Here is a 25,884-nt window from a genome sequence, read left to right on the forward strand (position 1 = left end):
TTTAACATAACCAAAAATAATGGCAGTTTAATGACATAAAAAAACCCGCACAGTGTGCGGGTTGTTTTATATCGCAAGGTTTATTGCGCTACTTTTTCATCCGCGGCTTTTACAAAGTCAGCGGCAAAGTCCATAACATGGAATAAAAAGCTTTGCTCATTAGTACCTGTTACTAAATGCGCCCCAGGGCCCATTGCATACACACCTACATCTTCGCCTGCGTGAGTTTCTGATGATAGTGGCACAAGTGCCTCTTGGTGAAAACCTGGCGTTGTAGTATCAACATTACTTAAATCAACACGCCCTGTAACGGGTGCTGCTAAGTAAGATGCATCAGCATCGGTTTCTGCACCTAGGTCTCTGTAGCCTAAACCATTAGTGTAACCAACTGTAGTATAAGGCATATCGTCGGCAGCAAGGCTGGGCTCTGTTTGCCCTACACCAACCACTTTACCTAAAATTGGGTTACCGCGTTTAGGGTAGCCCGCAATGGTAAATACGTGACTGTGATCGGCTGTTACTACAATTAGCGTCTCTTCTGGGTTGGTGTTTTCCATCGCTACTTTTACTGCTTTAGCCAGCTCTACAGTATCGTTAAGTGCGTTGTATGCATTACCCGCATGATGCGCGTGGTCAATACGTCCCGACTCAACCGTTAAGAAAAAGCCTTGCTCGTTGTTATTAAGCACATCAATCGCTTTTTCGGTCATTTGTGATAATGAAGGCTCGCCTGCAATATCATTGCCACGGTCGGCTTCGTACTGCATGTGAGATTCATTAAATAAACCAAATACACGCTCAGTTGTGGTTGCATCAATAGCAGTAAAACCCGCTTGATCCATCACATAAGCACCATTTGGATATTGCGTTTTCCACTCGGCGGTTAAGTCGCGATTATCTGTACGATCGCCCTCTACAGCACTAACAGCATCAGCTGAGTTAAACGCGGCATCTTTTGGTAAAAAGTGACGACGCCCGCCACCCATAACCACTTCAATTCCGTCTACATCAACACCACTAAAACGTGCTTCTAGGTTCTTTTCAAAGTTAACCAGCTGTGAGGCAATATCTTCACAATTAGCTGACTCAGAAGCAGGCATATCTGAAATATCTTCCCAGTTACGGTCTGCCGATTTAGCGTAGGTTGCCGCAGGTGTTGCATGAGTAATACGCGCAGTAGAAACAATACCCGTAGACTTACCGGCAATCTCAGCCAGCTCTAATGACGTAACAAGCTCATGTCCTTTGCCTGATGCACAACTACCACGTTCAACCGCTTCGTCTATACCAATTACACCCACATCGGTTTTTACACCTGAGGCCATTGCCGTCATTGTACCGGCAGAATCTGGCGTTTGTGCATCCACGTTATAGGTTTTTACAAACCCAGAGTACGGCATGGTTTCAAAGCTTAATTGGTGATCTTCACCCATTTCACCCTGTAATTGCCCCGCTAAAATACGGGCAGCTGTCACAGTAGAAATACCCATTCCATCGCCAACAAACAAGATCACATTTTTAGCTTTACCCGATTCAGTTACCACTTTACTTGCAGCATCTTGCGCGCCGGCGAGCTTAGTTTGTGCATCACTAAACCATACGTTATTGCTAAGAGACGCCAGCTGCTCACTCGTTAATGAGGTGGCTGGGTCGTTACAGACTAAGTTAGTGTGCGTTACTTCGTTGCTCTCTAATTGCCCGTTTGTATTGGTATCAACACCGCTTTGTGTTTCTACGCCGCCATTGATACATTGTGCTGAGCCTACAGCAATTGGGAGATCGACCGCTAAAATATTATTGCTGTTTTTGTCGTCATCACTCGAACACCCCGTTAATGCGACCATTACTGCTAAAGAAAGTACTGTTAATTTATTCATGTGAGCCGCCATTATCGCTGAGTTAGTTCAAGAGCTTGATTAATTAAATGAAATACAACGTTTTGCTCTATAACACCTTGAGCTAGGTGAGCACCCGGTCCGGTTGCATGCAGTGAAATATCTTCACCTGCGTGTGTTTCAGAGCTCAGTGGTACCGTGGTTTCTTGGTGAAAACCTGGCGTTGTTGTATCAACACCATTTAGCTCAACACGTCCTGCAACCGCAGCTGTTTCATAGCTTGCGTCTGCATCCGTTTCATCGATTAAGTTTCTAAAACCTAGGCCATTTGCATAACCTACTGTGGTGTATGGCATGTTATCAGCAGCTAGCGTTGGTGTAGTTTGCCCTACAGCAACCACCTTACCTAAAATTGGGTTACCACGTTTAGGGTAACCTGCAATAGTAAATACATGGCTGTGGTCAGCTGTAACTAAAATAAGGGTTTCTTCTGGATTGGTGTTATCAACGGCAGCTTGTACTGCTTTTGCAAATTCAATGGTGTCATTAAGTGCATTATATGCGTTACCCGCATGGTGAGCATGGTCAATGCGCCCCGACTCAACCGTTAAGAAAAACCCTTTTTCGTTTTTACCCAGTACATCAATGGCTTTGGTGGTCATCTCGGTAAGTGAAGGCTCGCCTGCTATATCGTTGGCACGGTCAGCTTCGTATTGCATGTGCGATTCATTAAATAAACCAAATACTTTAGTGGCGTCATCGGCAATGCTATTAAAACCGGCTTCATCCATCACATAAGTGCCATTTGGATACTGTGTTTGCCACTCAGTAACAAGGTTACGCTCATCGGTACGATCGCCTTCTACGGCGCTCATAGCGTCAGTAGAATTAGCCGCGGCCTCTTTTGGTAAAAAGTGACGACGGCCGCCACCCATCACAAAATCTAAGCCATCAACATCGGTTCCGACAAAGCGTGCTTCTAGGTTTTTTTCAAAATTAACCAGCTGTGAGGCAATATCTTCACAGCCAGCATTAACAGCCGCTTCGGGCATGTCTGAGATATCTTCCCAGTTGCGATCTGCCGATTTAGCATAGGTTGCCGCAGGCGTTGCATGGGTAATGCGAGCAGTAGAGATAATTCCTGTTGCTAGGCCTTTAATTTCAGCAAGTTCAGTGGCTGTAAGTAACTCATTACCAGCCACCGTTGAGCACTCACCGCGCTCAATATCTTCATCAACACCAATAACACCCACATCGGTTTTTACACCTGAGATCATGGCCGTCATGGTGCCTGCAGAGTCTGGCGTTTGTGCATCCACATTATAGGTTTTAACTTGCGCAGAGTAAGGGAACTGCTCAAAGCTTAAATAGCCTTCTTCGCCAAGCTGATTATTGCGTTGACCTTGTAAAATACGCGCTGCCGTTAAGGTAGAAATACCCATGCCATCGCCTACAAATAAAATAACATTTTTAGCTTTGGTGTTTTTAATTGCCTGTGCTTGCGTTGTTTTTGTTGTTAGTTTTGCTTGCGCAGCGCTGTACCAGCTGCTGTCTTTTTGACTTTGCGGTAGAACATTGGCATGACTAACGGCGCTAAACGCAAATGTTAGTGCGATTGCCGCAGCAACTTTTTTAATTTTCATCCGTAATTCCCATTATGTAGTGGTTATTTTTAAAAGTGTGAACACAAAAAACATCAACCGCTGTACTCTAAAAAAGAGTTATGACTAATAAAGGTAATTTTGATGAAGAAAAAATGACGGTGGCAATAAAACGCAGAATAAAGTGAAAGGGGATGGGATTTAAAAAAGCTTAAATCCCATTAAAAAGTTAATGGGTAATATTTATAGCCTTTGCATACGTAGCAGGAGCAAAGCGGGTGGTCATAAACAGCATTGCAATTAGCGTTATTACCAACATAAACCAAGATGCTTGATAGCGTGCAGTAACATCGAGTAAAACACCTGCTATATAAGGCACGATAGCGGTAATAATAAAGCCAACACCTTGGACAAACGCAGTGAGTACACCTGCCAATTTTGGATTAGACAAGTGATCGAGCGCCACGGTGAGTGTTAGCGAAAAACAAGCACCTAAACCACACCCTATCATCCCCACCCAAACGTTCATCATAGAATCGGGCATCAATATTAATCCTATAAAACCTATTAGCTGAATCGCAACAGCAAAAAATAACCAAGGTCGCCTGTCTAAGCGGTGTGCTGAAAATACCGGTGCACCCAATGCACCATTTACCTGAAAAACAGTCATAACGCCAATAAGCTCCCCACTATTTTGTGCACTCCATCCTAAATCCTGAGCGTAACTAGGTAACCAAGCAATCATGCACGCGTAACCGCCATTAGCGAGTCCAAAATAGGCAGCAAGTAACCATGCTCGCTGGTTAAAAAATAAATTAAGCTTAATACTGTTATGCTTTGCGTCCATCGGCTCCTGCGGCCTTAACCACCAAAGCAACAGAGCAATAACAGGAATAATAAGCCACACTCCAAGCCCTGCTTGCCAACTGCCATAGTGCACCGCCACTCGCGGCGTTAATATTGCAGCTATACCACCGCCTGCCATAAGTGAGGCAGAATACACTCCCATAGCTAAAGGAACTCGCTGTGGATACCAACGTTTAACCACTCCTGGAGCCATCGCTTGCACTATTGCAATGCCTGTACCGCCTAATAGCGCACTGATTATTAACGCCCAACCACTGCCAAGCCACAAACGCCAAAAACCAGCTAATGCAATTGCAAACAATCCACCAGCAATCCACGCATTTTCACTTAAATAACGCCCAAGCCAAGGAAGCAATAATGGAAACACGCCCATACAAAACATAGGGAGTACGGTTAACAAAGACGCCCCTTGTAAACCAAGCCCAGTGCTTAAACGAATTTCTTCAAGTAATGGGCCGGTAGAGGTAAGCGTGGGTCGTAAGGTCATTGCGAGCACAGCAATGATTAACATTGGCCAAAAAAGCGAAAGCGCCGATACATAAGAAGAAGTAGAAGTGCTGTGATTACTCATCAATAAAAACCATCCTTAATAACCAAAAAAAGCCGGCGCTTAGCGCCGACTGTTTATATACAAATATTATAAAGCGTTTAGAAAGGCTTGTAAGGTAAGAACTTACCATCAAGCGTAATTACAGCACGTGAGCCACCTTCAGGATCTTCAACTTTTTTCATATCTACTTTAAAATTAATTGCACTAATAATACCGTCGCCAAACTGCTCATGAACTAATGCCTTAAACGTTGTACCGTATACTTGCATCATTTCATAAAAACGGTAAATAGTCGGATCGGTTGGCATATTGTTTTCGACACTACCACGTAGTGGAATAGCTTTAAGTAACTCAACCGCACTTGCATCAAGGCCCAGCGTTTGTGCCACTTTTTCAGCGGCTTCTGCAGGCAATGGGTGCTGGCCTAATAAAGCCGCCGTCACGTAAACGTCGCTTAAACCTGTGCCCTCTGCAATTTGTTCAAACGACAGATTTTTTTCTGCTTTTGCAGCAATAATTATATCGGTTAATGCTAGGCGCGCCGTGTTGCTCACTTGAGATTGGATCATAATAGTACCTCTTACAATGGTTGGTTAAACAGCTACAGGAAGCTGAATTGGATATGCACGAACATCGGTATGTTCGGCAAGGGAAACAAACGTATTCGTTGCGCCATTTAAAGCTTCAATGCCGCCAGATTCGATATCATAAACCCAGCCATGTAATGCCAAGCGACCTTCGCCAAGCGCAAGACGCACCGATGGATGGGTTTTAATGTTTTCAAGTTGTGCGATAACGTTTTCGCGTACCATAGCTTCAATATGCTCACGTTCATTTGCGTGATTGCGCGCTTCATTGACAATGCGAGCTGAGTCGGCGTAACGCAGCCAACTGCCAACAGCAGGCATGTGATCCATGCACTTACAGGTTGCTATTGCCGTCATTGCTCCGCAATCAGAATGGCCGCAAATAACCACATCGGTCACTTGCAGTGCAGTAACTGCATATTCAACTGATGCAGAAACCCCGCCAGGCTCAGGCCCGTAAGATGGGACGATGTTTCCGGCATTGCGAATAACAAATAATCCACCAGGTTCACGTTGTGTTACGAGCTCAGGCACTAAACGACTGTCAGAACATGAAATAAACAAAGTCCGTGGATTTTGCTTAGTAGCCAAATTTTTAAATAAATCGGCACGCTCTGGGTATGCATCACTTTGAAACTTTAAAAAACCTTCAATGATATCTTTCATAACGGGTGTCTCTATATTGTCGATGAGGTGAATATTACGCCCGCTTTTTAATAAGGTAAAAGACTGGTATATTATGATACCGATAAGAAATACTTATAGTTAGCTATGATACTTCGCCACATCAATTACTTTTTGGCCGTTGCCAAGCACAAAAACTTCACCAAAGCAGCAGCGTCCTTATATGTGTCTCAACCTGCGTTGTCGCAACAAATTAAACAGCTTGAAGAAACCCTCGGTGCACCTTTATTTGACCGCTCAGGGCGCAGCGTAAAGTTAACCGATGCGGGTGAGGTATATGCTCGTTATGCACACAGAGCCTTGCAGGATTTAGAAGAAGGTAAGCGGGCGATTCATGATGTACAAAACCTCAGCCGAGGTTCATTGCGAGTGGCTATTACGCCGACGTTTACTACTTATTTTATTGGGCCATTAGTCAACGCATTTCATCAGCACTACCCCAACATCACCTTAAGCATGGAAGAAATGTCGCAAGAACGCATGGAAAATCGTTTGTTAGATGATGAGTTTGATGTAGGTATAGCCTTTGAAGGCAACCATAGTGCAGACATACACGCCCAAACTTTATTACAAGAGACACTCGCTTTAGTAGTAAATAAACACCATGCTTTAGCTAGCAAACACCGTATTGACCTGAGCACTTTAAATGAACAATCACTGGTGCTGCTCAGTAATGAGTTTGCAACTCGCGAACAAATTGAACGTCATTGTCGCCAACACAAGGTGCAGCCTAATGTACTTATGGAAGCCAATTCACTCAGTGCCGTTATTGAAATAGTGCGCCATACACAACTAGCTACTTTGCTTCCCTCTAACATAGCGAGTAAACACGAAGAGTTAGTTGCCATTACTCTTGCACCTTCATTATTAAAACGTACCGCGGTGTTACTACAGCGACAAGATGCTTACCAAAGTGCCGCAACAGCCGCTTTTATAGAGCTGGCTCACAGCACCGCTGAGGCAATAAGCTCAAACATATAACGATAAAACTAAAAGCCGCTCAGTTTATGAATGTCGTGCTTGAGCATAAGCCAGCTATTGCCTACAATAGCGCATAATTAATTCAACGCAGATCACCAATATGACTGATACAAACAAACCAGAATTACCAAATCAACTGTCTATCAACCCACGTAGCAAATTTTATGTAGAAGAAGTATTTGAGCATGAAATCGGTATTACACTTAACGGTAAAGAGCGTTTTGACGTTGAAGAATACTGCATCAGCGAAGGTTGGATAAAAGTAGCGGCACCTAAAGCGCTAGACCGTCGCGGCCAGCCATTACTTATGAAAGTAAAAGGCACTGTAGAAGCGTTTTACAAGTAATTGCTTACTTGTAAAAAGAAAAGCGACACCTTACTGGGTAGTCGCTTTTTTTGTGCCTTTTAAAAACAGCTTTAACATGTTGAACTTTTTTCATACTCAACCTGATGAAGTTTCATTATGAATTTTCAAAAAGTATGTTTGAATAGCCTTAATTATTTAGACGTATAGAAGTCCATTATGAGTAGGTTAACAATATTAGATGGCGGCATGGGTCGTGAACTCAAGCGCATGGGCGCGCCATTTTCACAGCCACTTTGGAGTGCACAAGCTTTAATAGAAGCACCACAATGCGTAACTCAAGCGCATCAAGCTTTTATAAATGCGGGGGCAGAAATTATTACAGTAAATAGCTATGCGTGTGTCCCCTTTCATTTAGGTGAAACGCTTTACCAAGCACAAGGTGCAGCACTTGCACAGCAAGCTGCTGTAATTGCAAAAAAAGCAGCTCAAAACACTAATCAAAACGTGCTAGTTGCGGGTTCATTGCCACCCGCATTTGGATCGTACCGTGCTGATTTTTTCCAAAGTGAACGCGCATTTACTATTTTAAATACCCTGTATAAAGCACAAGACGAATATGTCGATGTTTGGATTGGTGAAACCATATCAAACATTGAAGAAGCGCGGGTTATGGCAAGGGTGCTTAAGAATTCAAACAAACCATGTTATTACGCATTTACCTTAAATGATGAAGTAAGCGAACAAGCGACATTGCGCTCTGGTGAATTAGTATCCGACGCTATCTTAGCATTACTCGAACATAATATAGCGGGCATATTCTTTAACTGCTCTATCCCTGAGGTTATTGAACAAGCGCTACGCGACACTAATCGCGTACTAAAACAGCAGAATAAAAATGTTGATTTAGGGGTCTTTGCAAATGGTTTTACACCAATCGCCAGCGATTATAAAGCCAATGAAGGCTCGCAAGGTTACCGCGACTTATCACCCGCTGAGTATGTAGCGTTTGCAAAGCAATGGCATAGCCTAGGCGCAACAATTATTGGCGGCTGCTGTGGTATTGGCCCCGAATTCATAGCAGCGCTGGTAAAGTGGAAAAGCGATATTAAAGCGCTTTAATATCGCTTATTTAACTACAAAAGTATCGAGAACCCCTTTTGAGCTTATTGACTGCTTCCCAATACCCAATCGAGCCCTTGTATTGCGGTGGTTGGGAATGCGGTTGCATGCTGCGCTCCCTCAATAACAACACTTTTTAATTTTATATTATCACTATTAAGCGCGTTAATTTTTTGCACAAGTTGCGCTGCGCCTTCAACCATATTTTGCCCTTCACCAAAGGCTGGCGTTTCCTTTGCGCCCACAGATACATAAACCTTTATTGGCATTTGGGGCTTATTCGCTTTTAACGCTAGCAGTGCATTATTATCAAACCAAACCGACGGGCTGCCAATAATATAATTGCTAAATAGCTCAGGCATCGTAAATAAAACAGTGGCGCCAAATAAGCCACCTAACGAGTTACCTATATACGTTCTTTGCGTGTTGCTTGCTCGGTAACTTTTTTCGATAAACGGCAGCACAGTATTTTTTAAAAACAGTGCATGATTTTTAGCGTTACCGGTTTGTTTTTTCCAGCTCAGGGATTGAGTGGGTGTATAATCCCTAACTCGACTACTAGCTCCTCTTGAGCCTTTTTCATAGCCAATCGCCACAATAATAGCCTGTTGCATTTTGCCGCTATTCATTGGAAACCGTGTGGCACCGGCAACAATAGGAAATGCATACGGCGCATCGGTTAAATAAATAACAGGATACGTTTTATTAGGCTCCTTTGCATATGACTTAGGTAGCTGGATAAAAATAGGATACACCCGCTTGGTAGCAGGATCAGTGAGCTCTACAACAGTACTTCTGGGGATTTCGTAAGGGGTATTTGCGCTTAATTTAAAACAGATGAAAACACAAAGTAACAGCAAAAGCTTTAAAGCAGTATTCACTAAATTAGTTTACCTAAAAAACGATATTTATAATTACAATGCCACATAGTCGCTATGTTTAACACTGGCAGTGTTAAACAAGTTGGTCTGATTTATCACCTGAACAGCGGCATTTTTCGTTATTTTTTTTAAAACACTGTTGGTAGTTAAACCAATGGGCTAATGCGATAAAAGCGGAGCCAATTAAAGTGAGTGCTTTTTCGGCCTCTTCTTGACCTAGCAATACTGCAATTATCAAAAAAGCTAGACCAACAACTCCACACGCCATATAACGTGTACGTTTGTGCTTTTTACAGCCTAAGCTTAAAGCTAATAAGCTTGTTGGTAATACTGCAGCAAGAACCCATAAGTGAAACTGTTCACCATTTATTTGTAGTACAGCAAAGCTTGGCAACAGCGCTAAAATAACCGGTGTTGCAAAACAATGTACCGTGCACATTAACGAAAGCCCAATGGCAAACTTGTCTGCTGTCGTTTGAGTCAGCTTCATTATTTATCCTTCTTTTTAATTGTGTTAGCGGTACTTTGCTGGCACCCAAAACAAACACCTGAGATTTCTAATTGCGAAGTTGCTGGCGTAAACCCTTTCATTTTCAGTTCCCTAAACAAAGATTTAACCGAATTGTTAAGGTCATTCACCTCACTTGCTTTATTACAAGAGCTACAAATTAAAAACATCGATAGTTGATGCTCTCTATCATCATTAACGTAACTGCACGGTATAAACTTATTTTCTAACTTTAATCTATGTACCAGACCTACCGACTCTAAAAAACCTAATATCCGATAAACGGACATTGCCAAAATCGGTGTATTTATTTGCTTATTAAATTGATCTGTTAACTCATAAGCAGACAAAGGTTTATTTGCTTTCAATAGAATTTCAAATACCTGCTGACGTTTTGGCGTTAATTTTTTTTCAAAGGCTTCACATCTTTTTATCGCAAAACCCATCATCTCTTTAAATTGCTGCTTATTCATATTACCCACTCTAATGTAGTGGGCTGATGTTTTAACTTTGCCATCCTTGTTGCTCAATGCCTCCGCTGTGGTTTTACCTAAAAACTTATTAACTAGAGCTAAATAAATGTAACAACTAACTTTTGCTTTACAGCAAACAGATCCCCCACGAACAACACCTAAACAACGACAGAAACACTTAAAGCACTGAATTTAAATAAATTTAATTTAAATTATGTAGATGAAGCAGCCAAATTATATATCCTGAGTGATTTTTAGTTAATTAACTATTGATACAATATAACATTTCAAGCACAATTGATACAATATAACATCCGCAAAGGAATTCAAATGACACGAAAATCTCAATTAGCTTTGTTTATAGCAGCCCTACTACCAACAAATGCGCTTGCAAATACCATCGAAGGTGTTGTTCTAAACAACCAAGGTAAAGTTGTGACCAACGCAACTGTAGAAGTTGAAGGCTCAGATATAACAGCAGTAACAGATGCAAGCGGTAAGTTCGTAATAACTGATTTAAAAAGTGGTTTAAAAGAACTTCATATTACCGCCCCTGGTTATGCCCATCTGCATCGAGATATCACATTTAGTGATGATAAAAGCCAATCAATTACCTTTAACTTAGAACGTTCACCCATTGAAGTAATTGATATTGAAGCGACGCCTATTCACATGTCGGCAATGGAATCCGCGTCTCCCGTTAGCGTGTTATCTGGCGAACAATTAAGACGGCAGCAAGCTGCAACCCTTGGCGATAGCCTTGAAAAACTCCCGGGGGTTAATACTAACTTTCATGCAAAAGTAGCAAGTACACCTATTATTCGTGGCTTAAGCGGGCCGCGTGTTCTAATTACTCAAAATGGCCTTGATGTCAGTGATGTTTCGCGCGTTGGCCCTGATCACTCCGTTGCATCAGAGGCATCAACCGCAAAACAAATCGAAGTATTACGTGGCCCTGCCACATTATTTTATGGCAGCGGCGCCATTGGTGGTGTGGTTAATGTAGTTGATAATCGGGTGCCTACCGACAGCACAACTCGCGGCGAATGGAACCTTGAGCACAACTCTGTTGATAATCAAAAAGTAGCCTCGTTTAACGCCACTACAGGAACTGATTCCTTTGCATTTTATGCCGACGCCTTTTGGCGTGAAGCCGATGACTATGAAATACCCGTGGCCGCTGAATTAGCCCATGATGACCATAACCATGAAGAACATAGTGGCGATTACACCGTTGCAAATAGTAATGAAGAGTCTGACGGCTTTACCTTAGGTACTAGCTATCTATTTGATCAAGGTTTTGTAGGTATAGCTGTTGAGCAATTTAATCGTCAATACGGCATTCCAGGCCACACCCATGGTGGCGAAGATGTTAATAGCGCTGAGGAAAGCGTATATGCCGACTTAGAGCAAACTAAAGTGCAGTTGCTAGGTGAATATAACCTTGATAACAAATGGCTTAATAGAGTAAACCTGCGCGCAGGTTTTACAGATTACGAACATGCTGAAATTGAACATGGCGCAGTGGGTACCACGTTTGAAAATGAAACCAATGAGTTACGCGTAGACTTAATGCATAACCCGTTTGCGCAGTGGAATGGTGGTTTGAGCTTTCATTACAAACACAGTGATGTTGAAGCGCAAGGCTCAGAGGCATTCACACCACCGTCACAAACACAAAGCTTTGCTATAGCACTGATGGAAGAAAAACACTTTGGTGACTTTTTAGTGCAATTAGGTGGCCGAGTTGAACGGGTAACCATCGATGCTGATAACGTGTTACTACCTAACATTGATGCACACGCACACAATGACACCGATGTTCATGACGATCATGCTCATGAAGAACATGCCGGCAATACTCGCGTATTTGACGTAGAACAAGAATTCACTCCTGTCAGTTTATCAACAGGTGTCGTGTGGGATTTTGCACCTAGTTACAACTTGGGTTTATCGGTATCTCGTTCTGAGCGCGCTCCTTCGGTGTCTGAGCTATTATCATTCGGCCCTCACATTGGAACTGGTACTTATGAAGTAGGCGCACTATTTGATATTCATGAAGACGGACATTTTGGTTTATCTGAGCAAGCGCTTGACCTAGAAACAGCAAACAATATTGATTTAACGTTTCGTAAAACCCAAGGTGATATCGGTTTCATTCTTAATGCTTTCTACAACCAAGTAGACAATTATTATTACCAAATCGACACAGGCCTATACGCCGAAAGCGGCCACGACCATGGTGATGAGCATAATCATGACCACGGTGACGAGCATGATCACTCATCTGAACTCCCAGTTTATTTATTTAAAACAGATGACGTAATTTTGCATGGCTTTGAAGCCCAATTTGCATGGCAGTTAACCGATGAGTTTAAAGTTAATTTATTCTCAGATTACGTTCGTGCACGCCTTAAAGACGGTGGCGATTTACCACGCACACCACCGCTACGTTTTGGTACTGAGTTTAGCTACCAAACAAATAAGCTAAGTGCGCACCTTCACGTAACTCGTTATCAAGAGCAAGACCGTACCGCGCCAGAAGAAACAACCACAAACGGCTACACCATGCTTGATGCCAGCGTTTCATATGACTTATCAGTGCTAAATCAAGATATGTCCGTGTATCTACGTGGCACTAACTTAACAGACACAGAAGCGCGCGTGCATAGCTCATTTTTAAAGAATATAGCACCACGTCCAGGTCGTAGCTTTGCGTTAGGTATTCGCGGTTATTTTTAAGCGCTAAAAAATTATAAATAAAGGAAATTAACATGACTAAACTATTCAAATTAAAATTAATTGCACTGGCAATAAGCAGCACATTAATCACCGCTTGTGGTGATGCAGAAACAAACATTGTTGAAAAAGACCCAATAGAAGTACCTGATGACGGCCACGATCATGGCGATGGTGGCGACCACGGTGATGAATACACTATTGATTCATTAGGTAGGCTTGCGATACTTGCTGGCGATAGCAACGAAGCGAACTTTTTCGACTTAGACGACAATGAGCTTCTTGATACATTCACTCTTACTAATGATTCAAACACGCTATCGTCGTCTCCTGACTTTCGTTATGCCGTGATTGCTAGCCGCGCTCAAGATTACCTCGGCTTTATAGACGGTGGCTTATGGCGTGAAGATCACGGCGCACACCTTCATGATTACGAACAAAGCCCTGCTTTTAGTAATTATGAGTTAACCAGTGGCAGTCGCCCTACTCACTTGGTAAAACACGATGGTCAGTTAGCGGTATTTTATGATGGTGATGCAGCATCAGGCACAACTGCGTCTGTTGAAGTATTAACAGATAACGACATAACAAACGCAACAGCGGCCCTACCTGGCATTAGTTACGACATTAATATGCACGGCGTCGCTGAGCCTCGTGGAGAGCATTTATTAGCGACCATTCGCCGCGATGATGCCGAAAGTACATCAAACGCTAAAATTTTGCCGGATCAGGTAGGTGTTTATCACTTTCATGATGGCGAATACGAACTTGAACAAACGTTAGAGTTAACATGCCCTGATTTGCACGGCGCAGCACAAAACCATGATTACGTAGCGTTCGGCTGTAGTGACGGTGTGCTATTAGCCCACCAGCATGATGACGAATACCACGCTGAAAAAGTAATAAATATTGATGCCGTCGGCGACTTACGCATTGGTAGTATATACGGCCATGAGGGCAGCGAAACCTTTATTGGTGTTGCATCTGGTCACGGCGGCGGCCCTGCTGTGATTGTGAGTATAAATCCTGCGAAAGCTGAAATGGAAGAATTTGAATGGCAACTAGCCGATGGCGCAAGCGCTGTTTCTTACTCTTTCTCAGCGAATGGCGAGCACTTTTTAGTTTTAGACAGCCTAGGCTTTTTAAATGTGCTTGAGGCGCATGCGCACGACGATCACATACACTGGGAGCTAGCAGGTCAAGTTGATATCACGCAAGAAGACGTAACAACTATGCCTGAAGGCATGAAGTTTAGTATGACAGTAGCGCAAAATGGTCAGTTTGCTTACGTAGCCGACCCAATAGCCCAACACGTTGTGCAAGTACACTTAGAAGACTTAGAGATTGAAGGCGAGTTAGAACTTACATTCCCACCAGCGGCTATCACTTGGTTAGGTATTGCAGAAAAAGAACACGAACATTAATTTCATATCCGTATTTACTTAAAGGTTGGCGCTTTTTGCCAACCTTTTTTATTCACATTTTGTAACAGACCTTTTATCGTAAGTGCATCGCTATTTTGCACCTTATTGTTATGATGGGATAGCTATTAATATAGGACGTAATTCCATGAAAAAACTAACAACATTGGCTCTTGCCTTGGCTGCAGCAATCGCGCCGGGTGTATCGGCCTATGAGACTAAAGACACTCGTTTACTCCGCTTTCCAGATATCCATAACCAAACCGTTACCTTTGTCTACAGTGGCGATATTTATATTGCGAATACGCAAACAGGCGAAAGCAAACGCTTAACCGACCATATTGGCTTTGAAACATTTCCTAAGTTTTCCCCTGACGGTAAGCGCATTGCATTTTCAGCCGAGTATAACGGTAGCCGACAAATTTATGTGATCAACAGTGACGGTTCAAACCTAAAGCAACTTACTTATTATAATGACGTTGGCCCAATGCCACCGCGTGGAGGTTTTGATTACCGCGTTTTAGATTGGACCGCCGATGGTAAAAATGTGGTATTTAGAGCTAACCGCACACCATGGGGAAAACGTATGGGCCGCCCTTACATGGTTCCTGCAGATGGCGGACTTGAACAGCCATTAGCGATTCCAGAAACTGGTGGCGGCATGCTATCTCCAGATGGCAGCAAGTATGTTTATACGCCAATTGACCGAGAGTTTCGTACGTGGAAACGTACTCGTGGTGGTCGTGCGCAAGATGTATGGATTTATGATTTAGAAAAAAACACCTCAGAACAACTAACTACAAACCGTGCAACCGACCAGCAACCAACTTGGGTTGGTGACAATATTTACTTTGTGTCTGACCGTGATTACACGCTAAACCTTTACCAGTACCGCAAAGGCAGCGAACCAAAAAAACTTACCAACTATAAAAACTTTGACGTACTTTGGCCTTCAGCTGGCCCAAATGCGATTGTTTATGAAAACGGCGGTTATTTATATCGCTTTGACGCAAAAACACAAAAAAGCGCTAAGCTAAGCATTAACATTGCTGGCGTGCGCCAATACGCAATGCCGTATAGCAAAAATGTTAGCGATTTTATTGATTCTATGTCGCTCTCTCACGATGGTAAACGTGCTGTATTTACTGCCCGTGGTGAGTTGTTTAGTGTACCAATTAAACAAGGGCCTACACGCAACTTATCTTACACAGAAAAAAGCCGCGAAATAGATGCAAGCTGGTCACCAAATGGGCGCTACATAGCCTACATGAGCGATGAAAGCGGCGAGTACGAAATTTACTTAAAAGATCGCAGTAAAAATAATGCTATTAAGCAACTCACTAGCAATGGCACTATTTGGCGCTTTACGCCTATTTGGTCACCAGATAGCTCTAAATTGTTGTTTTCAGATAAAAACAACACACTTTGGTGGTTAGATGCAAAATCGGGCAAGCAACACAAAATTGATACCGGTATTTACGACGAAGACGGCATTACTCAATATACTTGGTCGCCTAACAGCCAAGACATTGTATTTGTTAAAAATAATGAAAACCGTTATACCTCGCTATGGCACTACAACCTTAAAAAGAAAAAGGTAACGCGCTTAACAGACGAAATGAGTAATGAGCAAAACCCTACTTTTTCGCCTGATGGTCAATATCTTTACTTTAGCTCAGAGCGCGACTTTAACCTGGCATTTAGTAGCTACGAGTTTGATTACATGTTTAATCGTGCAACTCGTATTTATGCAGCTGCAGTAAACGATAGTGTTAAACCGCTTATTGCCTTACAAAGTGACGAAGCCACGATTGTCCAAGATAAAGAAGATGAAAAAGAAGACGACAAAAAAGTTAAAAATGCACTGCAAAGCAATGACTTTATGCAACGTGTTACCGCACTTAATGCCCCTGCGGGCGATTACCGTGGCTTAACCGCAGTAAAAGACGGCGTACTGACTCTTGCTAATGGCGGTTTACAGCTAATAGGCACCGATCACAACAGTGAGCTAGAAATAGTCGCCAAAGGCGTTAGTAATTACACCATTTCAAGCAATAGCGAACACCTACTTGTACATACAGATGGCGGTTACAGCTTAATTGAACCTAAGCCAAAACAAGATTTAGACGCAAATAAGCTCGATTTAAGCAAAATGACGCTTAAAATTAATCCGCAAGCAGAGTGGCAACAAATGTATGTAGAAGGTTGGCGCACACTGCGCGATTGGTTCTACGACGAAAACCATCACGGACAAGATTGGGATGCTATTTTAGCTAAATACCAACCTATGGCTGATGCCATTAGCCATCGTAGCGACCTTGATTATGTTCTTAGCGAAATTGCCGGTGAAATTAACTCTGGCCATATTTATGTGCAGTCGGGTGATATGCCTAAAGCAGAGCGTAAAAACCATGGTTTATTAGGCGCTAAGCTTGCAAGCGACCCATCTGGTTATGTAAAAATAGAACAAATCTTTAAAGGTGAAAACTGGCATGACGATTTCCGTTCACCGCTTGGCACCACAGGTGTAAAAGCACATAACGGCGATTACATTATTACGGTAAATGGCCGCTCAGTAAAAGACGTTGCTAACTTTTACGAACTCCTTGAAAACACCCAAGGCGAGCAAGTAGAGCTAGTGCTAAACAACAAGCCGCGTAGCAAAGGCGCATGGCAAATAACTGTAAAACCGATAGCAAGTGAGCAAGGCCTACGTTATTTAAACTGGGTTAATTCGCGTGCAGCCTACGTTGATAAGCTATCAAGTGGGCGTATTGGCTATGTGCACCTGCCAAATACAGCCTATGAGGGTAACCGCGCCATGTTTAAAAACTACATGCCGCAAACAACCAAAGACGCCATGATTATTGATGACCGTTACAATGGCGGCGGTTTTATTCCTGAGCATATGATCACCTGGCTTGCGCGTAAACCGCTTAACTATTGGAAACGCCGTGGTGTAGAACCAACTAAAACACCGCAGTTTGCACACAATGGTCCTAAAGCCATGCTAATAAATGGCTATTCAAGTTCTGGTGGTGACGCAATTCCTTACTACTTCCGCCAAGCTGGTCTAGGTAAGCTAATTGGTACCCGTACATGGGGTGGTTTAATTGGTATTTCTGGTAACCCAAGCCTTGTAGACGGCGGGCAAGTAATTGCTGCTACATTCCGTATTTTAGATACAAAAGGTAACTGGATCATAGAAAACGAAGGTGTTGCACCAGATATTAAAGTAATCGATCGTCCTGAGCTTATTTATAAAGGCCAAGACCCATCAATAGAGCGTGCTGTACAAGAGTTATTAAAGGAGCTTAAAGAAAATCCTAAACAACCCTTAGTGATACCACCAGCACCTTCTAAGTTTTAATTTGCTGCATAGCTAAACAAGCTAATACCAATAAAAAACCCTGCAAATTTGCAGGTTTTTTTATAATTCGAGTTTAATGACTTATATGTATTAAGGCTTATCTTTTTCTCCAGCCGCTCCATACGTCATCTTCTTGGTTGGATTTGTTTTTCTTCTTTTTCTTACCTGTGCCTTCAGGCTTTGCCATTGGCTTATCATTTTTAAGTGCTTGTGCGGCATCAAGGTTGGCTTGATTTACTGCAAAGCCTGTAACCTCTTCGCGCTCTAAACGTAGTTTGTTTTTCTTTTCAATAATTCTAAAGTGATGGAAGTCTTCATAATCAATTAACGATAACGCTAAACCGACTTCGCCGGCACGGCCGCTTCGGCCAATACGGTGCATGTAATCAGCGGGGCTGCGTGGTAAGTTAAAGTTAATTACTACTGGTAGCTTTTCAATATCTAAACCACGGGCTGCAATGTCGGTGGCAATTAGTACTTCTATTTCGCCCGCTTTAAACTTTTCTATTACCCGAGAACGCTCGCTTTGGCCTTTATCACCATGGAACACTTGCGCATTCACGCCGCGCTTTTCAAGCTTGCTGGCTAAGTGCTCACAATCTTTTTTAGCGTTGACAAATATCAGCGCTTGGCGCCATTTGTGCTGCTTAATTAAATGCGCTAAAACCGTGGTTTTTTCGCCTTTATTAACTGTAAATACGCGCTGTACTAAGGTGCTTTCGTCTTTACTTTGAACTTGTATTTCAACCGGATTATTTAACAGCTCTTGCGTTAAAAGCGTTACTTGCTCTGGGAAAGTCGCTGAAAACAACATGGTTTGCTTTTTAGCCGGCATTAATGCCAATAGCTCAGCAAGCTCTTCAGTAAAGCCAAGGCTTAACATGCGGTCAGCTTCGTCAAGCACTAAGGTTGAAACTTTATCCAGCTTAATGGCATTACTTGAGATCAAATCAAGCAAACGTCCAGGGGTTGCCACGATAATATCGGCACCGCCACGTAGTGCCTGCATTTGGGTATTAACCGATACACCGCCAAACACCGCTACCGTTTTAATCGCGCCATTAAAGTTTGCAGAGTATGATTTAACACTATCAGCCACCTGCGTTGCCAGCTCACGAGTAGGCACTAAAATTAGCCCTGAAACAAAGTTACCTTTGCTCGGCGTTTTATTCGCGCCTTTTGCTAAAAATAGCGTTTGTAGCATAGGCAAAGCAAAGGTTGCTGTTTTACCTGAGCCGGTATTTGCCCCCGCAATTAAGTCACTCCCCGCCAAGATACTTGGAATTGCTTTTGCCTGAATCGGCGTAGGTTGCGAGTATTCAAGATCAGACAAACGAGCTAGTAGCTCTGGGATAAGGCCAAGTTCGGTAAACGTGCTAGGGCTTGCGGCTGAGGTCATATTTATTACGGGCTTATTGCTAAAAAAGTAGCCTGTAATTTTAGCGTATTTAGCACGTATTAAGTAGGGGTTAGTGATTTAAATAATATTTAGCTACAACTAATAAAAAGACGCTTGCGCGTCGTTTTTATTTAACAGTAACTAAAAACCCTAGTTACGCTTATCAAACTCTGCTTGTAACCTAGCTTTTGTTTCTTTTAAGTAATTTATATAAGGGTATGAGTCATCTGCAATGGCTAATGCAGACTCTATCTGTTCAAGCGCTTGACGAGTATCACCTTGCATTTCATAGCCATAAGATAAGGCAGAAAGCGCATCGACTGATTTTGGGTGGTTTTTTAAATTGTACTTAAACACCTCAATAGCACGGGTAAACTGCTTGCTGCCCGTTAGGTTATAACCGAGTGATCTAACAGCACGGTCTGGTGGAGATATCTGCTCGCCCCATTGGTGAGATAATGTTTTGTAATAACCATCAATAGAGGCTACATCGTCAGTTAAAGCACTTATAGGCATTTGTTTAGGTAAAAATAAGTTGTAATAGGCATTAAATACGCCAGCAGCAGCGGTTAAGTTATGCGAGATACCATCAAACGCATCACTAGAGAAGCGTAACCCTGGCACTTTATGTGATTGCAGTGATTGCTGTAATTCATCATACCTTTCACGCATTATACCGGCTTCTTCGCCAATATTAATGTAAACGTAATTGTTAAGTTCTTTCGTTTTAGTTATAAACGATTTTGTGCTTTTTACCGATGCGCCATAATTCCACCAAACCGCAGGGCTATATGCAATATGCGCTTGAAATAGTTCGGGCTTTGCCTGCAAAGCATATAGCGCAAATACACCGCCCGCAGAGGCGCCAGATATAACCTTATAGTCATGCGTGCGATAGTTCTTATTTACTAAAGGAATGAGCTCTTGCTCAAAGAACGCTAAAAACGTTGCCGCACCGCCCCCTTCACCAACTGGGCCCTGTGGCTCTTTATTCACTGTAGGGTAAAAATCTCTAAGTCGATTAGTGTTTTCAATAGCGACAATAATAACCTCAGGCGCACGATTATCATTTTGTAAACGCTCAATAACAGAACTTGCAAGCGGTATATTACCCGCGCCATCTAAGCGATATATAACAGGATATACCTTATTTGGCTCAGCTTGATAACTCTTTGGTAACTGTACGACAACTGTGCGTTCTTCGTTTAAAACAACCGATTTAATAGTATGTGTGTACTGAGAGTAATCTGTACTTTGCTGTTTAGTGCCAGATTGTGCAAAGGCACTTTGTGAACTAAAAATACTAAAGCTAACAAAACAAATAACGGTTAATAAACGCATGACTAATCCCTTAGAGAATAATAAGTTACTTAAGCTAACAGAGTTTCAGGCACAAAAAAAGCGCCTTAAGCGCTTTTTTAACATTAATAAAAACCTATAACCTTTTGATTTTACTCAACTGTAACCGATTTTGCTAGGTTACGTGGTTGGTCAACATCAGTGCCTTTAATGACCGCTACATAGTACGACAGTAACTGTAGTGGAATTGTATATACAACAGGGGCAATTACGTCATCTACGTGGTTTACGTTGATTACACGCATTGTGTCGTCTGACTCAAAGTGTGAGTCTTTATCAGCGAATACATAAATGATGCCGCCGCGAGCACGTACTTCTTCTACGTTTGATTTAAGCTTTTCAAGCAATTCATTGTTTGGTGCTACAACAATAATTGGCATGTCGGCATCAATAAGCGCTAATGGGCCGTGTTTAAGCTCACCTGCTGCGTAGGCTTCAGCGTGAATGTATGAAATCTCTTTAAGCTTAAGTGCGCCTTCCATCGCGATTGGGTATTGTGAGCCGCGCCCTAAAAACAGTGAATGGTGTTTATCAGCAAATTCTTCAGCAAGGTCTGCAATGCCATCAGCCAATAGTAGCGTTTCTTCTAATTTAGCTGGTAGCAGTTTAATAGCGTTAACAATCGCGCTTTGATCTAAGCCTTTCTCTTGCGCAATAGACGCAGTAAGCATTAACAAACCAACAAGCTGCGTAGTAAATGCTTTAGTAGAGGCTACACCAATTTCAGCGCCAGCTTTGGTCATAAAGGCAAGGTCTGATTCTCGCACAAGCGATGAGCCTGGTACGTTACAAATAGTCATTGAACCCATATAGCCTTGCTCTTTAGCTAAACGCAGTGCAGCTAAAGTATCAGCCGTTTCGCCTGATTGTGAAATAGTTACTAGTAGGCTATTTTCGTGTACAAATGACTGACGGTAACGGAACTCAGAGGCAATTTCTACGTTACAACTAACACCTGCAAATTGCTCAAGCCAGTAACGAGCAACCATACCTGAGTGGTATGACGTACCACAGGCAATAATTTGTACGTGTTTTACGTCTTTAAATATTTGCTGTGCGCTATCGCCAAAAGCATCAATCGCTACGCGGTCATCGTTTAAACGTCCTTCAAGGGTGTTACGTACTGCAAGTGGCTGCTCATAAATTTCTTTTAGCATGTAGTGACGGTAATCACCTTTGCCTGATGCATCTTGTGTGATGTTTGATTCAACAACTTCACGCTCAACCGCGTTGCCATCTGCATCAAAAATTTCTACAGTGTCGCGAGTAATACGCGCTACATCACCTTCTTCTAAGAAGATAAAGCTGCGAGTCACTGGTAATAATGCAAGTTGATCAGAAGCAATAAAGTTTTCACCAAGGCCTAAACCAATAACTAACGGGCTACCTGAGCGAGCTACAATAATTTCGTTATCATTCGCTTTATCAAACACAACGGTACCAAATGCACCTTCAAACTGCTTAACAGCAGCTTGAACTGACGCTAATAAAGTGGTGTGCTGCTGACGTAACTGATGAATTAAATGCACCATGACTTCAGTGTCGGTGTCTGATAAAAACTCGTAACCGTCGCCTTTAAGTGCTGCACGCAAACTTGCGTGGTTTTCAATGATTCCGTTATGTACAAGTGCTAATTGATTGCTTGAAACATGTGGGTGAGCATTGGCTTCAGTTACACCGCCATGAGTCGCCCAACGAGTGTGTGCAATACCTGTGTGGCCGCTAACACCAGCTTGTTCAAGTGCTGACTCTAAGTTTACAACCTTACCAACTGCTTTAACTGTATTAAGTGTATTGCCTTCAAGTAAAGCTACACCTGCTGAGTCATAACCGCGGTACTCAAGACGCTTAAGGCCTTCAACTAAGATTTTATTTACTGGACGTTCTGCAACAGCCCCAACGATTCCACACATAGTGTCTCCATTAATTTTTTAATTCTAGCAACTTACGTTTTAGTTGCTATTCCATAATTTCTGCGCAAATTAGTTTTACACCACACGCCTCTATGGCTGCACGTTTATCACTTGCTAAGCCACTGTCGGTTATTAATGTGGTTACTGTTTGCCACGGTAATTCTAAATTTGGTATTTTTCGGCCAATCTTTTCTGACTCAACCAGCACAATAACTTCGCGCGCCGCTTTAGCCATCACTTGGCTTAATCCAACAAGTTCATTAAACGTGGTTGTTCCACGCGCTACATCAATGCCATCAGCACCAATGAATAGCTGATCAAAATCATATGAGCATAGAACATTTTCAGCTACTTGCCCTTGAAACGATTCTGAATGCGGATCCCACGTGCCACCTGTCATCAAAAGTGTTGGTTCATTTTCAAGTGCTAATAAACGTGTTGCCACTTTAATGGCGTTAGTCATAACAACTAACCCCTGCTTGGTAGCTAACTCAGGGATCATCGCTGCAGTAGTGCGGCCGCTGTCAATAATAATGCGGTTATGATCTTTTATAAGCGCCGCTGCTGCCTTAGCAATTGCTACTTTGCGCTTAGAATCGATCTCATCGCTTACTATCTCTTTTGGTAGCGCAATAGCCCCACCATAACGGCGCAGCAACAAGCCACTTTTCTCAAGCGCGGTTAAGTCTTTTCGAATGGTTACTTCTGATGTTTGAAACTGTTCAGCAAGAGTCTCAACGGCCACTTCACCAAGCTCATTTACTTGGCTAAGGATCAGATGACGGCGTTGCTGGGTGTTTCGTTTGGTCATTAAGTAACTGCTATTAAGTTTCGTTTCGAAAGTTAGGGGATTTTAAACGAAACATAATAAATGGCAAGTGAATGCATAAAAATAAAGCAGTTTTATTCAAATTATCATCATGCTTAAAGTAGGTTAAGCTAGGCACCATTATTTAAGTTAAACAAAATTGATATGCAGTCATTTAATAGTATTAGTAAAGAGAATCTAGCGCAGCGTAAAACTGTGCACGAAATTTGCCGCTTATTTAATAAAAGCCCCAGTAAAGGTAATTTAAAGCGAATAAAAGAATTATGCTCACACTGTGGTGATGGAGTAATTATTGAAGCGGGCTTTCATTGTGACTATGGCAGTCAAATACAAATTGGTGATCGTACTTTTATAAACATTAATTGCACTGTATTAGATGCACCAATTAATGAAGGTGTGATTACGATTGGTAGTGACTGCTTAATTGGCCCTAATGTTCAACTATTGGCCGTTTCGCATGCTGTGAACCCCACAGAGCGACTCAATAAAGAGAACTTTACAGCACCGATAATCATTGGCAATAACGTGTGGATTGGCGCGGGAGTTATTGTGTTAGCTGGTGTTACCATTGGTGATAACACTGTTGTTGGTGCGGGTTCAGTGGTAACTAAGAGCATTGCATCAAATACCGTGGTTGCCGGCAATCCAGCACGTGAAATAAGAAAGTGCTAAGGATCATCGTTAAGCCTTAGGCTCACATTTACCCTTATACCTCGAACCCGTATTTTCACTTTATTCCAGACGTAAAAAAGCCCGACTATTTCTAGTCGGGCTTTCTCTTATTTGGAGCCTGGTAATGTCCTACTTTCACATAGCAAATGCTACACTATCATCGGCGCTGTTTCGTTTCACTGCTGAGTTCGGCATGGGGTCAGGTGGGTCCAAAACGCTATTGTCACCAAGCAAATTTGGTGTAAGTTCGATTTAATCGACCTTACTAAAATTTGGAATTTCTGATAATAAAGTCTTCAAGTATCTACTTTAGTTATATTAACTTCTTCGCTTGTTTCACTATCACATAAAACGCGTTTGGCGTTGTATGGTTAAGCCTCACGGGTAATTAGTACAAGTTAGCTTAATGGCTCACACCACTTCCACATCTTGCCTATCAACGTTGTAGTCTTCAACGGCCCTTCAGAGACTTTAAAAGTCTAGTGAGAACTCATCTCGAGGCCTGCTTCGCGCTTAGATGCTTTCAGCGCTTATCAGTTCCGAACGTAGCTACCGGGCAATGCCATTGGCATGACAACCCGAACACCAGCGGTTCGTTCACTCCGGTCCTCTCGTACTAGGAGCAACCCCTCTCAATTCTCAAACGCCCACGGCAGATAGGGACCGAACTGTCTCACGACGTTCTAAACCCAGCTCGCGTACCACTTTAAATGGCGAACAGCCATACCCTTGGGACCGACTTCAGCCCCAGGATGTGATGAGCCGACATCGAGGTGCCAAACACCGCCGTCGATATGAACTCTTGGGCGGTATCAGCCTGTTATCCCCGGAGTACCTTTTATCCGTTGAGCGATGGCCCTTCCATTCAGAACCACCGGATCACTATGACCTACTTTCGTACCTGCTCGACGTGTCTGTCTCGCAGTTAAGCTGGCTTCTACCATTACACTAACCGTACGATGTCCGACCGTACTTAGCCAACCTTCGTGCTCCTCCGTTACTCTTTGGGAGGAGACCGCCCCAGTCAAACTACCCACCAGGCACTGTCCGTAACCCCGATTCAGGGGCCAACGTTAGAACATCAAAACTACAAGGGTGGTATTTCAAGGACGACTCCACAAAAACTAGCGTCTCTGCTTCTAAGTCTCCCACCTATCCTACACATGTAGGTTCAATGTTCAGTGCCAAGCTGTAGTAAAGGTTCACGGGGTCTTTCCGTCTAGCCGCGGGTACACAGCATCTTCACTGCGATTTCAATTTCACTGAGTCTCGGGTGGAGACAGCGTGGCCATGGTTACACCATTCGTGCAGGTCGGAACTTACCCGACAAGGAATTTCGCTACCTTAGGACCGTTATAGTTACGGCCGCCGTTTACCGGGGCTTCGATCAAGAGCTTCTCCGAAGATAACCCCATCAATTAACCTTCCGGCACCGGGCAGGTGTCACACCGTATACGTCATCTTGCGATTTTGCACAGTGCTGTGTTTTTAATAAACAGTCCCAGCCACCTGGTCACTGCGGCTCCAATCAGCTTAAAGAGCAAGTCTCATCACCAATCGGAGCGTACCTTCTCCCGAAGTTACGGTACGATTTTGCCTAGTTCCTTCACCCGAGTTCTCTCAAGCGCCTTAGTATTCTCTACCTGACCACCTGTGTCGGTTTGGGGTACGATTCGGTATAATCTGAAGCTTAGAGGCTTTTCCTGGAAGTATGGCATCAGCAACTTCATCACCTTGGTGACTCGTCTCGTGTCTCAGCCTAACAGTAACCCGGATTTACCTAAGTCAC

The 25,884-nt window shown here is 42.9% G+C and carries 19 protein-coding genes and 2 rRNA genes (1 of these 21 cut by a window edge); 7 read left to right on the forward strand and 14 right to left on the reverse strand.

Going from position 1 to position 25,884, the window contains the following annotated elements; all coding sequences use genetic code 11:
• Positions 1-80: 80 nt before the first annotated feature.
• The 5 genes from KK487_RS15285 to KK487_RS15305 all read right to left on the reverse strand — a co-directional run bounded on the left by KK487_RS15285 (position 81) and on the right by KK487_RS15305 (position 6,106).
• Positions 81-1,877: an alkaline phosphatase gene (locus KK487_RS15285; RefSeq protein WP_128583417.1), complete on the reverse strand. Its 1,797-nt coding sequence runs from the start codon at positions 1,875-1,877 to the stop codon at positions 81-83.
• Positions 1,878-1,888: 11 nt separating this feature from the next.
• Entirely contained in the window at positions 1,889-3,478 is a 1,590-nt protein-coding gene (locus KK487_RS15290) for an alkaline phosphatase (protein ID WP_128583399.1), read from the reverse strand.
• Between the two features lie 187 nt (positions 3,479-3,665).
• On the reverse strand, positions 3,666-4,874 hold the full coding sequence (locus KK487_RS15295) for a CynX/NimT family MFS transporter (protein WP_128583400.1): 1,209 nt from the start codon (positions 4,872-4,874) through the stop codon (positions 3,666-3,668).
• 77 nt (positions 4,875-4,951) lie between these two features.
• Positions 4,952-5,422, reverse strand: a complete 471-nt coding sequence (gene cynS / locus KK487_RS15300; RefSeq protein WP_028834723.1) for a cyanase — start codon at positions 5,420-5,422, stop codon at positions 4,952-4,954.
• 24 nt (positions 5,423-5,446) lie between these two features.
• The gene (locus KK487_RS15305) at positions 5,447-6,106 is read right to left on the reverse strand and encodes a carbonic anhydrase (RefSeq protein ID WP_128583401.1); all 660 of its coding nucleotides are present in this window, start codon (positions 6,104-6,106) and stop codon (positions 5,447-5,449) included.
• A gap of 105 nt (positions 6,107-6,211) precedes the next feature.
• Here KK487_RS15305 and cynR point away from each other — a divergent pair, with 105 nt between their 5' ends.
• From cynR to KK487_RS15320, 3 genes are all read left to right on the forward strand, one after another.
• Positions 6,212-7,105, forward strand: coding sequence for a transcriptional regulator CynR (cynR, locus tag KK487_RS15310; RefSeq protein ID WP_016898996.1), 894 nt, complete (start codon positions 6,212-6,214; stop codon positions 7,103-7,105).
• A 100-nt stretch (positions 7,106-7,205) separates the two neighbouring features.
• Positions 7,206-7,451: a DUF3297 family protein gene (locus KK487_RS15315; protein ID WP_008112798.1), complete on the forward strand. Its 246-nt coding sequence runs from the start codon at positions 7,206-7,208 to the stop codon at positions 7,449-7,451.
• Between the two features lie 177 nt (positions 7,452-7,628).
• A complete protein-coding gene (locus KK487_RS15320) occupies positions 7,629-8,531 on the forward strand; it encodes a homocysteine S-methyltransferase family protein (RefSeq protein ID WP_128583402.1) in 903 nt (300 codons plus the stop codon).
• A gap of 44 nt (positions 8,532-8,575) precedes the next feature.
• Here the strand turns inward: KK487_RS15320 and KK487_RS15325 are convergent, their stop codons facing one another.
• The 3 genes from KK487_RS15325 to KK487_RS15335 all read right to left on the reverse strand — a co-directional run bounded on the left by KK487_RS15325 (position 8,576) and on the right by KK487_RS15335 (position 10,393).
• Positions 8,576-9,412, reverse strand: coding sequence for an alpha/beta hydrolase (locus tag KK487_RS15325; RefSeq protein ID WP_128583403.1), 837 nt, complete (start codon positions 9,410-9,412; stop codon positions 8,576-8,578).
• A 73-nt stretch (positions 9,413-9,485) separates the two neighbouring features.
• Positions 9,486-9,902 (reverse strand): MerC domain-containing protein, encoded by a 417-nt coding sequence (locus KK487_RS15330; RefSeq protein ID WP_033103579.1) that lies wholly within the window; start codon positions 9,900-9,902, stop codon positions 9,486-9,488.
• Positions 9,902-10,393, reverse strand: coding sequence for a Fur family transcriptional regulator (locus tag KK487_RS15335; RefSeq protein WP_128583418.1), 492 nt, complete (start codon positions 10,391-10,393; stop codon positions 9,902-9,904). Before KK487_RS15335 ends, KK487_RS15330 begins: the two co-directional genes overlap by 1 nt.
• A gap of 330 nt (positions 10,394-10,723) precedes the next feature.
• Between KK487_RS15335 and KK487_RS15340 the strand changes: the two genes are divergently transcribed.
• The 3 genes from KK487_RS15340 (at position 10,724) to KK487_RS15350 (ending at position 17,923) form a co-directional block, all read left to right on the forward strand.
• Entirely contained in the window at positions 10,724-13,135 is a 2,412-nt protein-coding gene (locus KK487_RS15340; RefSeq protein ID WP_128583404.1) for a TonB-dependent receptor, read from the forward strand.
• A 32-nt stretch (positions 13,136-13,167) separates the two neighbouring features.
• Positions 13,168-14,556: a 5-methyltetrahydrofolate--homocysteine methyltransferase gene (locus KK487_RS15345; RefSeq protein WP_138764426.1), complete on the forward strand. Its 1,389-nt coding sequence runs from the start codon at positions 13,168-13,170 to the stop codon at positions 14,554-14,556.
• A gap of 145 nt (positions 14,557-14,701) precedes the next feature.
• Entirely contained in the window at positions 14,702-17,923 is a 3,222-nt protein-coding gene (locus tag KK487_RS15350) for a S41 family peptidase (RefSeq protein WP_082918294.1), read from the forward strand.
• Positions 17,924-18,020: 97 nt separating this feature from the next.
• On the opposite strand, the gene KK487_RS15355 is transcribed toward KK487_RS15350, so the two are convergent.
• The 4 genes from KK487_RS15355 to KK487_RS15370 form a co-directional block, all read right to left on the reverse strand.
• The gene (locus tag KK487_RS15355; RefSeq protein ID WP_128583405.1) at positions 18,021-19,322 is read right to left on the reverse strand and encodes a DEAD/DEAH box helicase; all 1,302 of its coding nucleotides are present in this window, start codon (positions 19,320-19,322) and stop codon (positions 18,021-18,023) included.
• A gap of 150 nt (positions 19,323-19,472) precedes the next feature.
• The gene (locus tag KK487_RS15360) at positions 19,473-20,663 is read right to left on the reverse strand and encodes an alpha/beta hydrolase-fold protein (protein ID WP_128583406.1); all 1,191 of its coding nucleotides are present in this window, start codon (positions 20,661-20,663) and stop codon (positions 19,473-19,475) included.
• Between the two features lie 110 nt (positions 20,664-20,773).
• Positions 20,774-22,594 carry a glutamine--fructose-6-phosphate transaminase (isomerizing) gene (glmS, locus tag KK487_RS15365; RefSeq protein ID WP_008466748.1) on the reverse strand — a complete coding sequence of 607 codons (1,821 nt, stop codon included), beginning with the start codon at positions 22,592-22,594 and terminating at the stop codon, positions 20,774-20,776.
• A gap of 46 nt (positions 22,595-22,640) precedes the next feature.
• A complete protein-coding gene (locus KK487_RS15370) occupies positions 22,641-23,405 on the reverse strand; it encodes a DeoR/GlpR family DNA-binding transcription regulator (protein ID WP_016898983.1) in 765 nt (254 codons plus the stop codon).
• Between the two features lie 162 nt (positions 23,406-23,567).
• Here KK487_RS15370 and KK487_RS15375 point away from each other — a divergent pair, with 162 nt between their 5' ends.
• Positions 23,568-24,095 (forward strand): sugar O-acetyltransferase, encoded by a 528-nt coding sequence (locus tag KK487_RS15375; RefSeq protein ID WP_013466255.1) that lies wholly within the window; start codon positions 23,568-23,570, stop codon positions 24,093-24,095.
• Between the two features lie 116 nt (positions 24,096-24,211).
• Here KK487_RS15375 and rrf read toward each other — a convergent pair.
• Positions 24,212-24,326 (reverse strand): 5S ribosomal RNA (gene rrf / locus KK487_RS15380).
• 136 nt (positions 24,327-24,462) lie between these two features.
• Positions 24,463-25,884: ribosomal RNA gene (locus KK487_RS15385) — 23S ribosomal RNA — on the reverse strand (it continues 1,465 nt past the right edge of the window).

Origin of the sequence: Pseudoalteromonas sp. SiA1, assembly GCF_018732205.1 — a bacterium.
Lineage (GTDB): Bacteria > Pseudomonadota > Gammaproteobacteria > Enterobacterales > Alteromonadaceae > Pseudoalteromonas > Pseudoalteromonas tetraodonis.

Coding starts and splice junctions, on each gene's coding strand:
- KK487_RS15340 (WP_128583404.1), top strand. CDS start 10,724: ATGACACGAAAATCTCAATTAGCTTTGTTTATAGCAGCCCTACTACCA.
- KK487_RS15360 (WP_128583406.1), bottom strand. CDS start 20,663: ATGCGTTTATTAACCGTTATTTGTTTTGTTAGCTTTAGTATTTTTAGT.
- KK487_RS15315 (WP_008112798.1), top strand. CDS start 7,206: ATGACTGATACAAACAAACCAGAATTACCAAATCAACTGTCTATCAAC.
- KK487_RS15375 (WP_013466255.1), top strand. CDS start 23,568: ATGCAGTCATTTAATAGTATTAGTAAAGAGAATCTAGCGCAGCGTAAA.
- cynR (WP_016898996.1), top strand. CDS start 6,212: ATGATACTTCGCCACATCAATTACTTTTTGGCCGTTGCCAAGCACAAA.
- KK487_RS15285 (WP_128583417.1), bottom strand. CDS start 1,877: ATGAATAAATTAACAGTACTTTCTTTAGCAGTAATGGTCGCATTAACG.
- KK487_RS15370 (WP_016898983.1), bottom strand. CDS start 23,405: ATGACCAAACGAAACACCCAGCAACGCCGTCATCTGATCCTTAGCCAA.
- KK487_RS15330 (WP_033103579.1), bottom strand. CDS start 9,902: ATGAAGCTGACTCAAACGACAGCAGACAAGTTTGCCATTGGGCTTTCG.
- KK487_RS15295 (WP_128583400.1), bottom strand. CDS start 4,874: ATGAGTAATCACAGCACTTCTACTTCTTCTTATGTATCGGCGCTTTCG.
- cynS (WP_028834723.1), bottom strand. CDS start 5,422: ATGATCCAATCTCAAGTGAGCAACACGGCGCGCCTAGCATTAACCGAT.
- KK487_RS15290 (WP_128583399.1), bottom strand. CDS start 3,478: ATGAAAATTAAAAAAGTTGCTGCGGCAATCGCACTAACATTTGCGTTT.
- KK487_RS15335 (WP_128583418.1), bottom strand. CDS start 10,393: ATGAATAAGCAGCAATTTAAAGAGATGATGGGTTTTGCGATAAAAAGA.
- KK487_RS15355 (WP_128583405.1), bottom strand. CDS start 19,322: ATGACCTCAGCCGCAAGCCCTAGCACGTTTACCGAACTTGGCCTTATC.
- KK487_RS15345 (WP_138764426.1), top strand. CDS start 13,168: ATGACTAAACTATTCAAATTAAAATTAATTGCACTGGCAATAAGCAGC.
- glmS (WP_008466748.1), bottom strand. CDS start 22,594: ATGTGTGGAATCGTTGGGGCTGTTGCAGAACGTCCAGTAAATAAAATC.
- KK487_RS15320 (WP_128583402.1), top strand. CDS start 7,629: ATGAGTAGGTTAACAATATTAGATGGCGGCATGGGTCGTGAACTCAAG.
- KK487_RS15350 (WP_082918294.1), top strand. CDS start 14,702: ATGAAAAAACTAACAACATTGGCTCTTGCCTTGGCTGCAGCAATCGCG.
- KK487_RS15305 (WP_128583401.1), bottom strand. CDS start 6,106: ATGAAAGATATCATTGAAGGTTTTTTAAAGTTTCAAAGTGATGCATAC.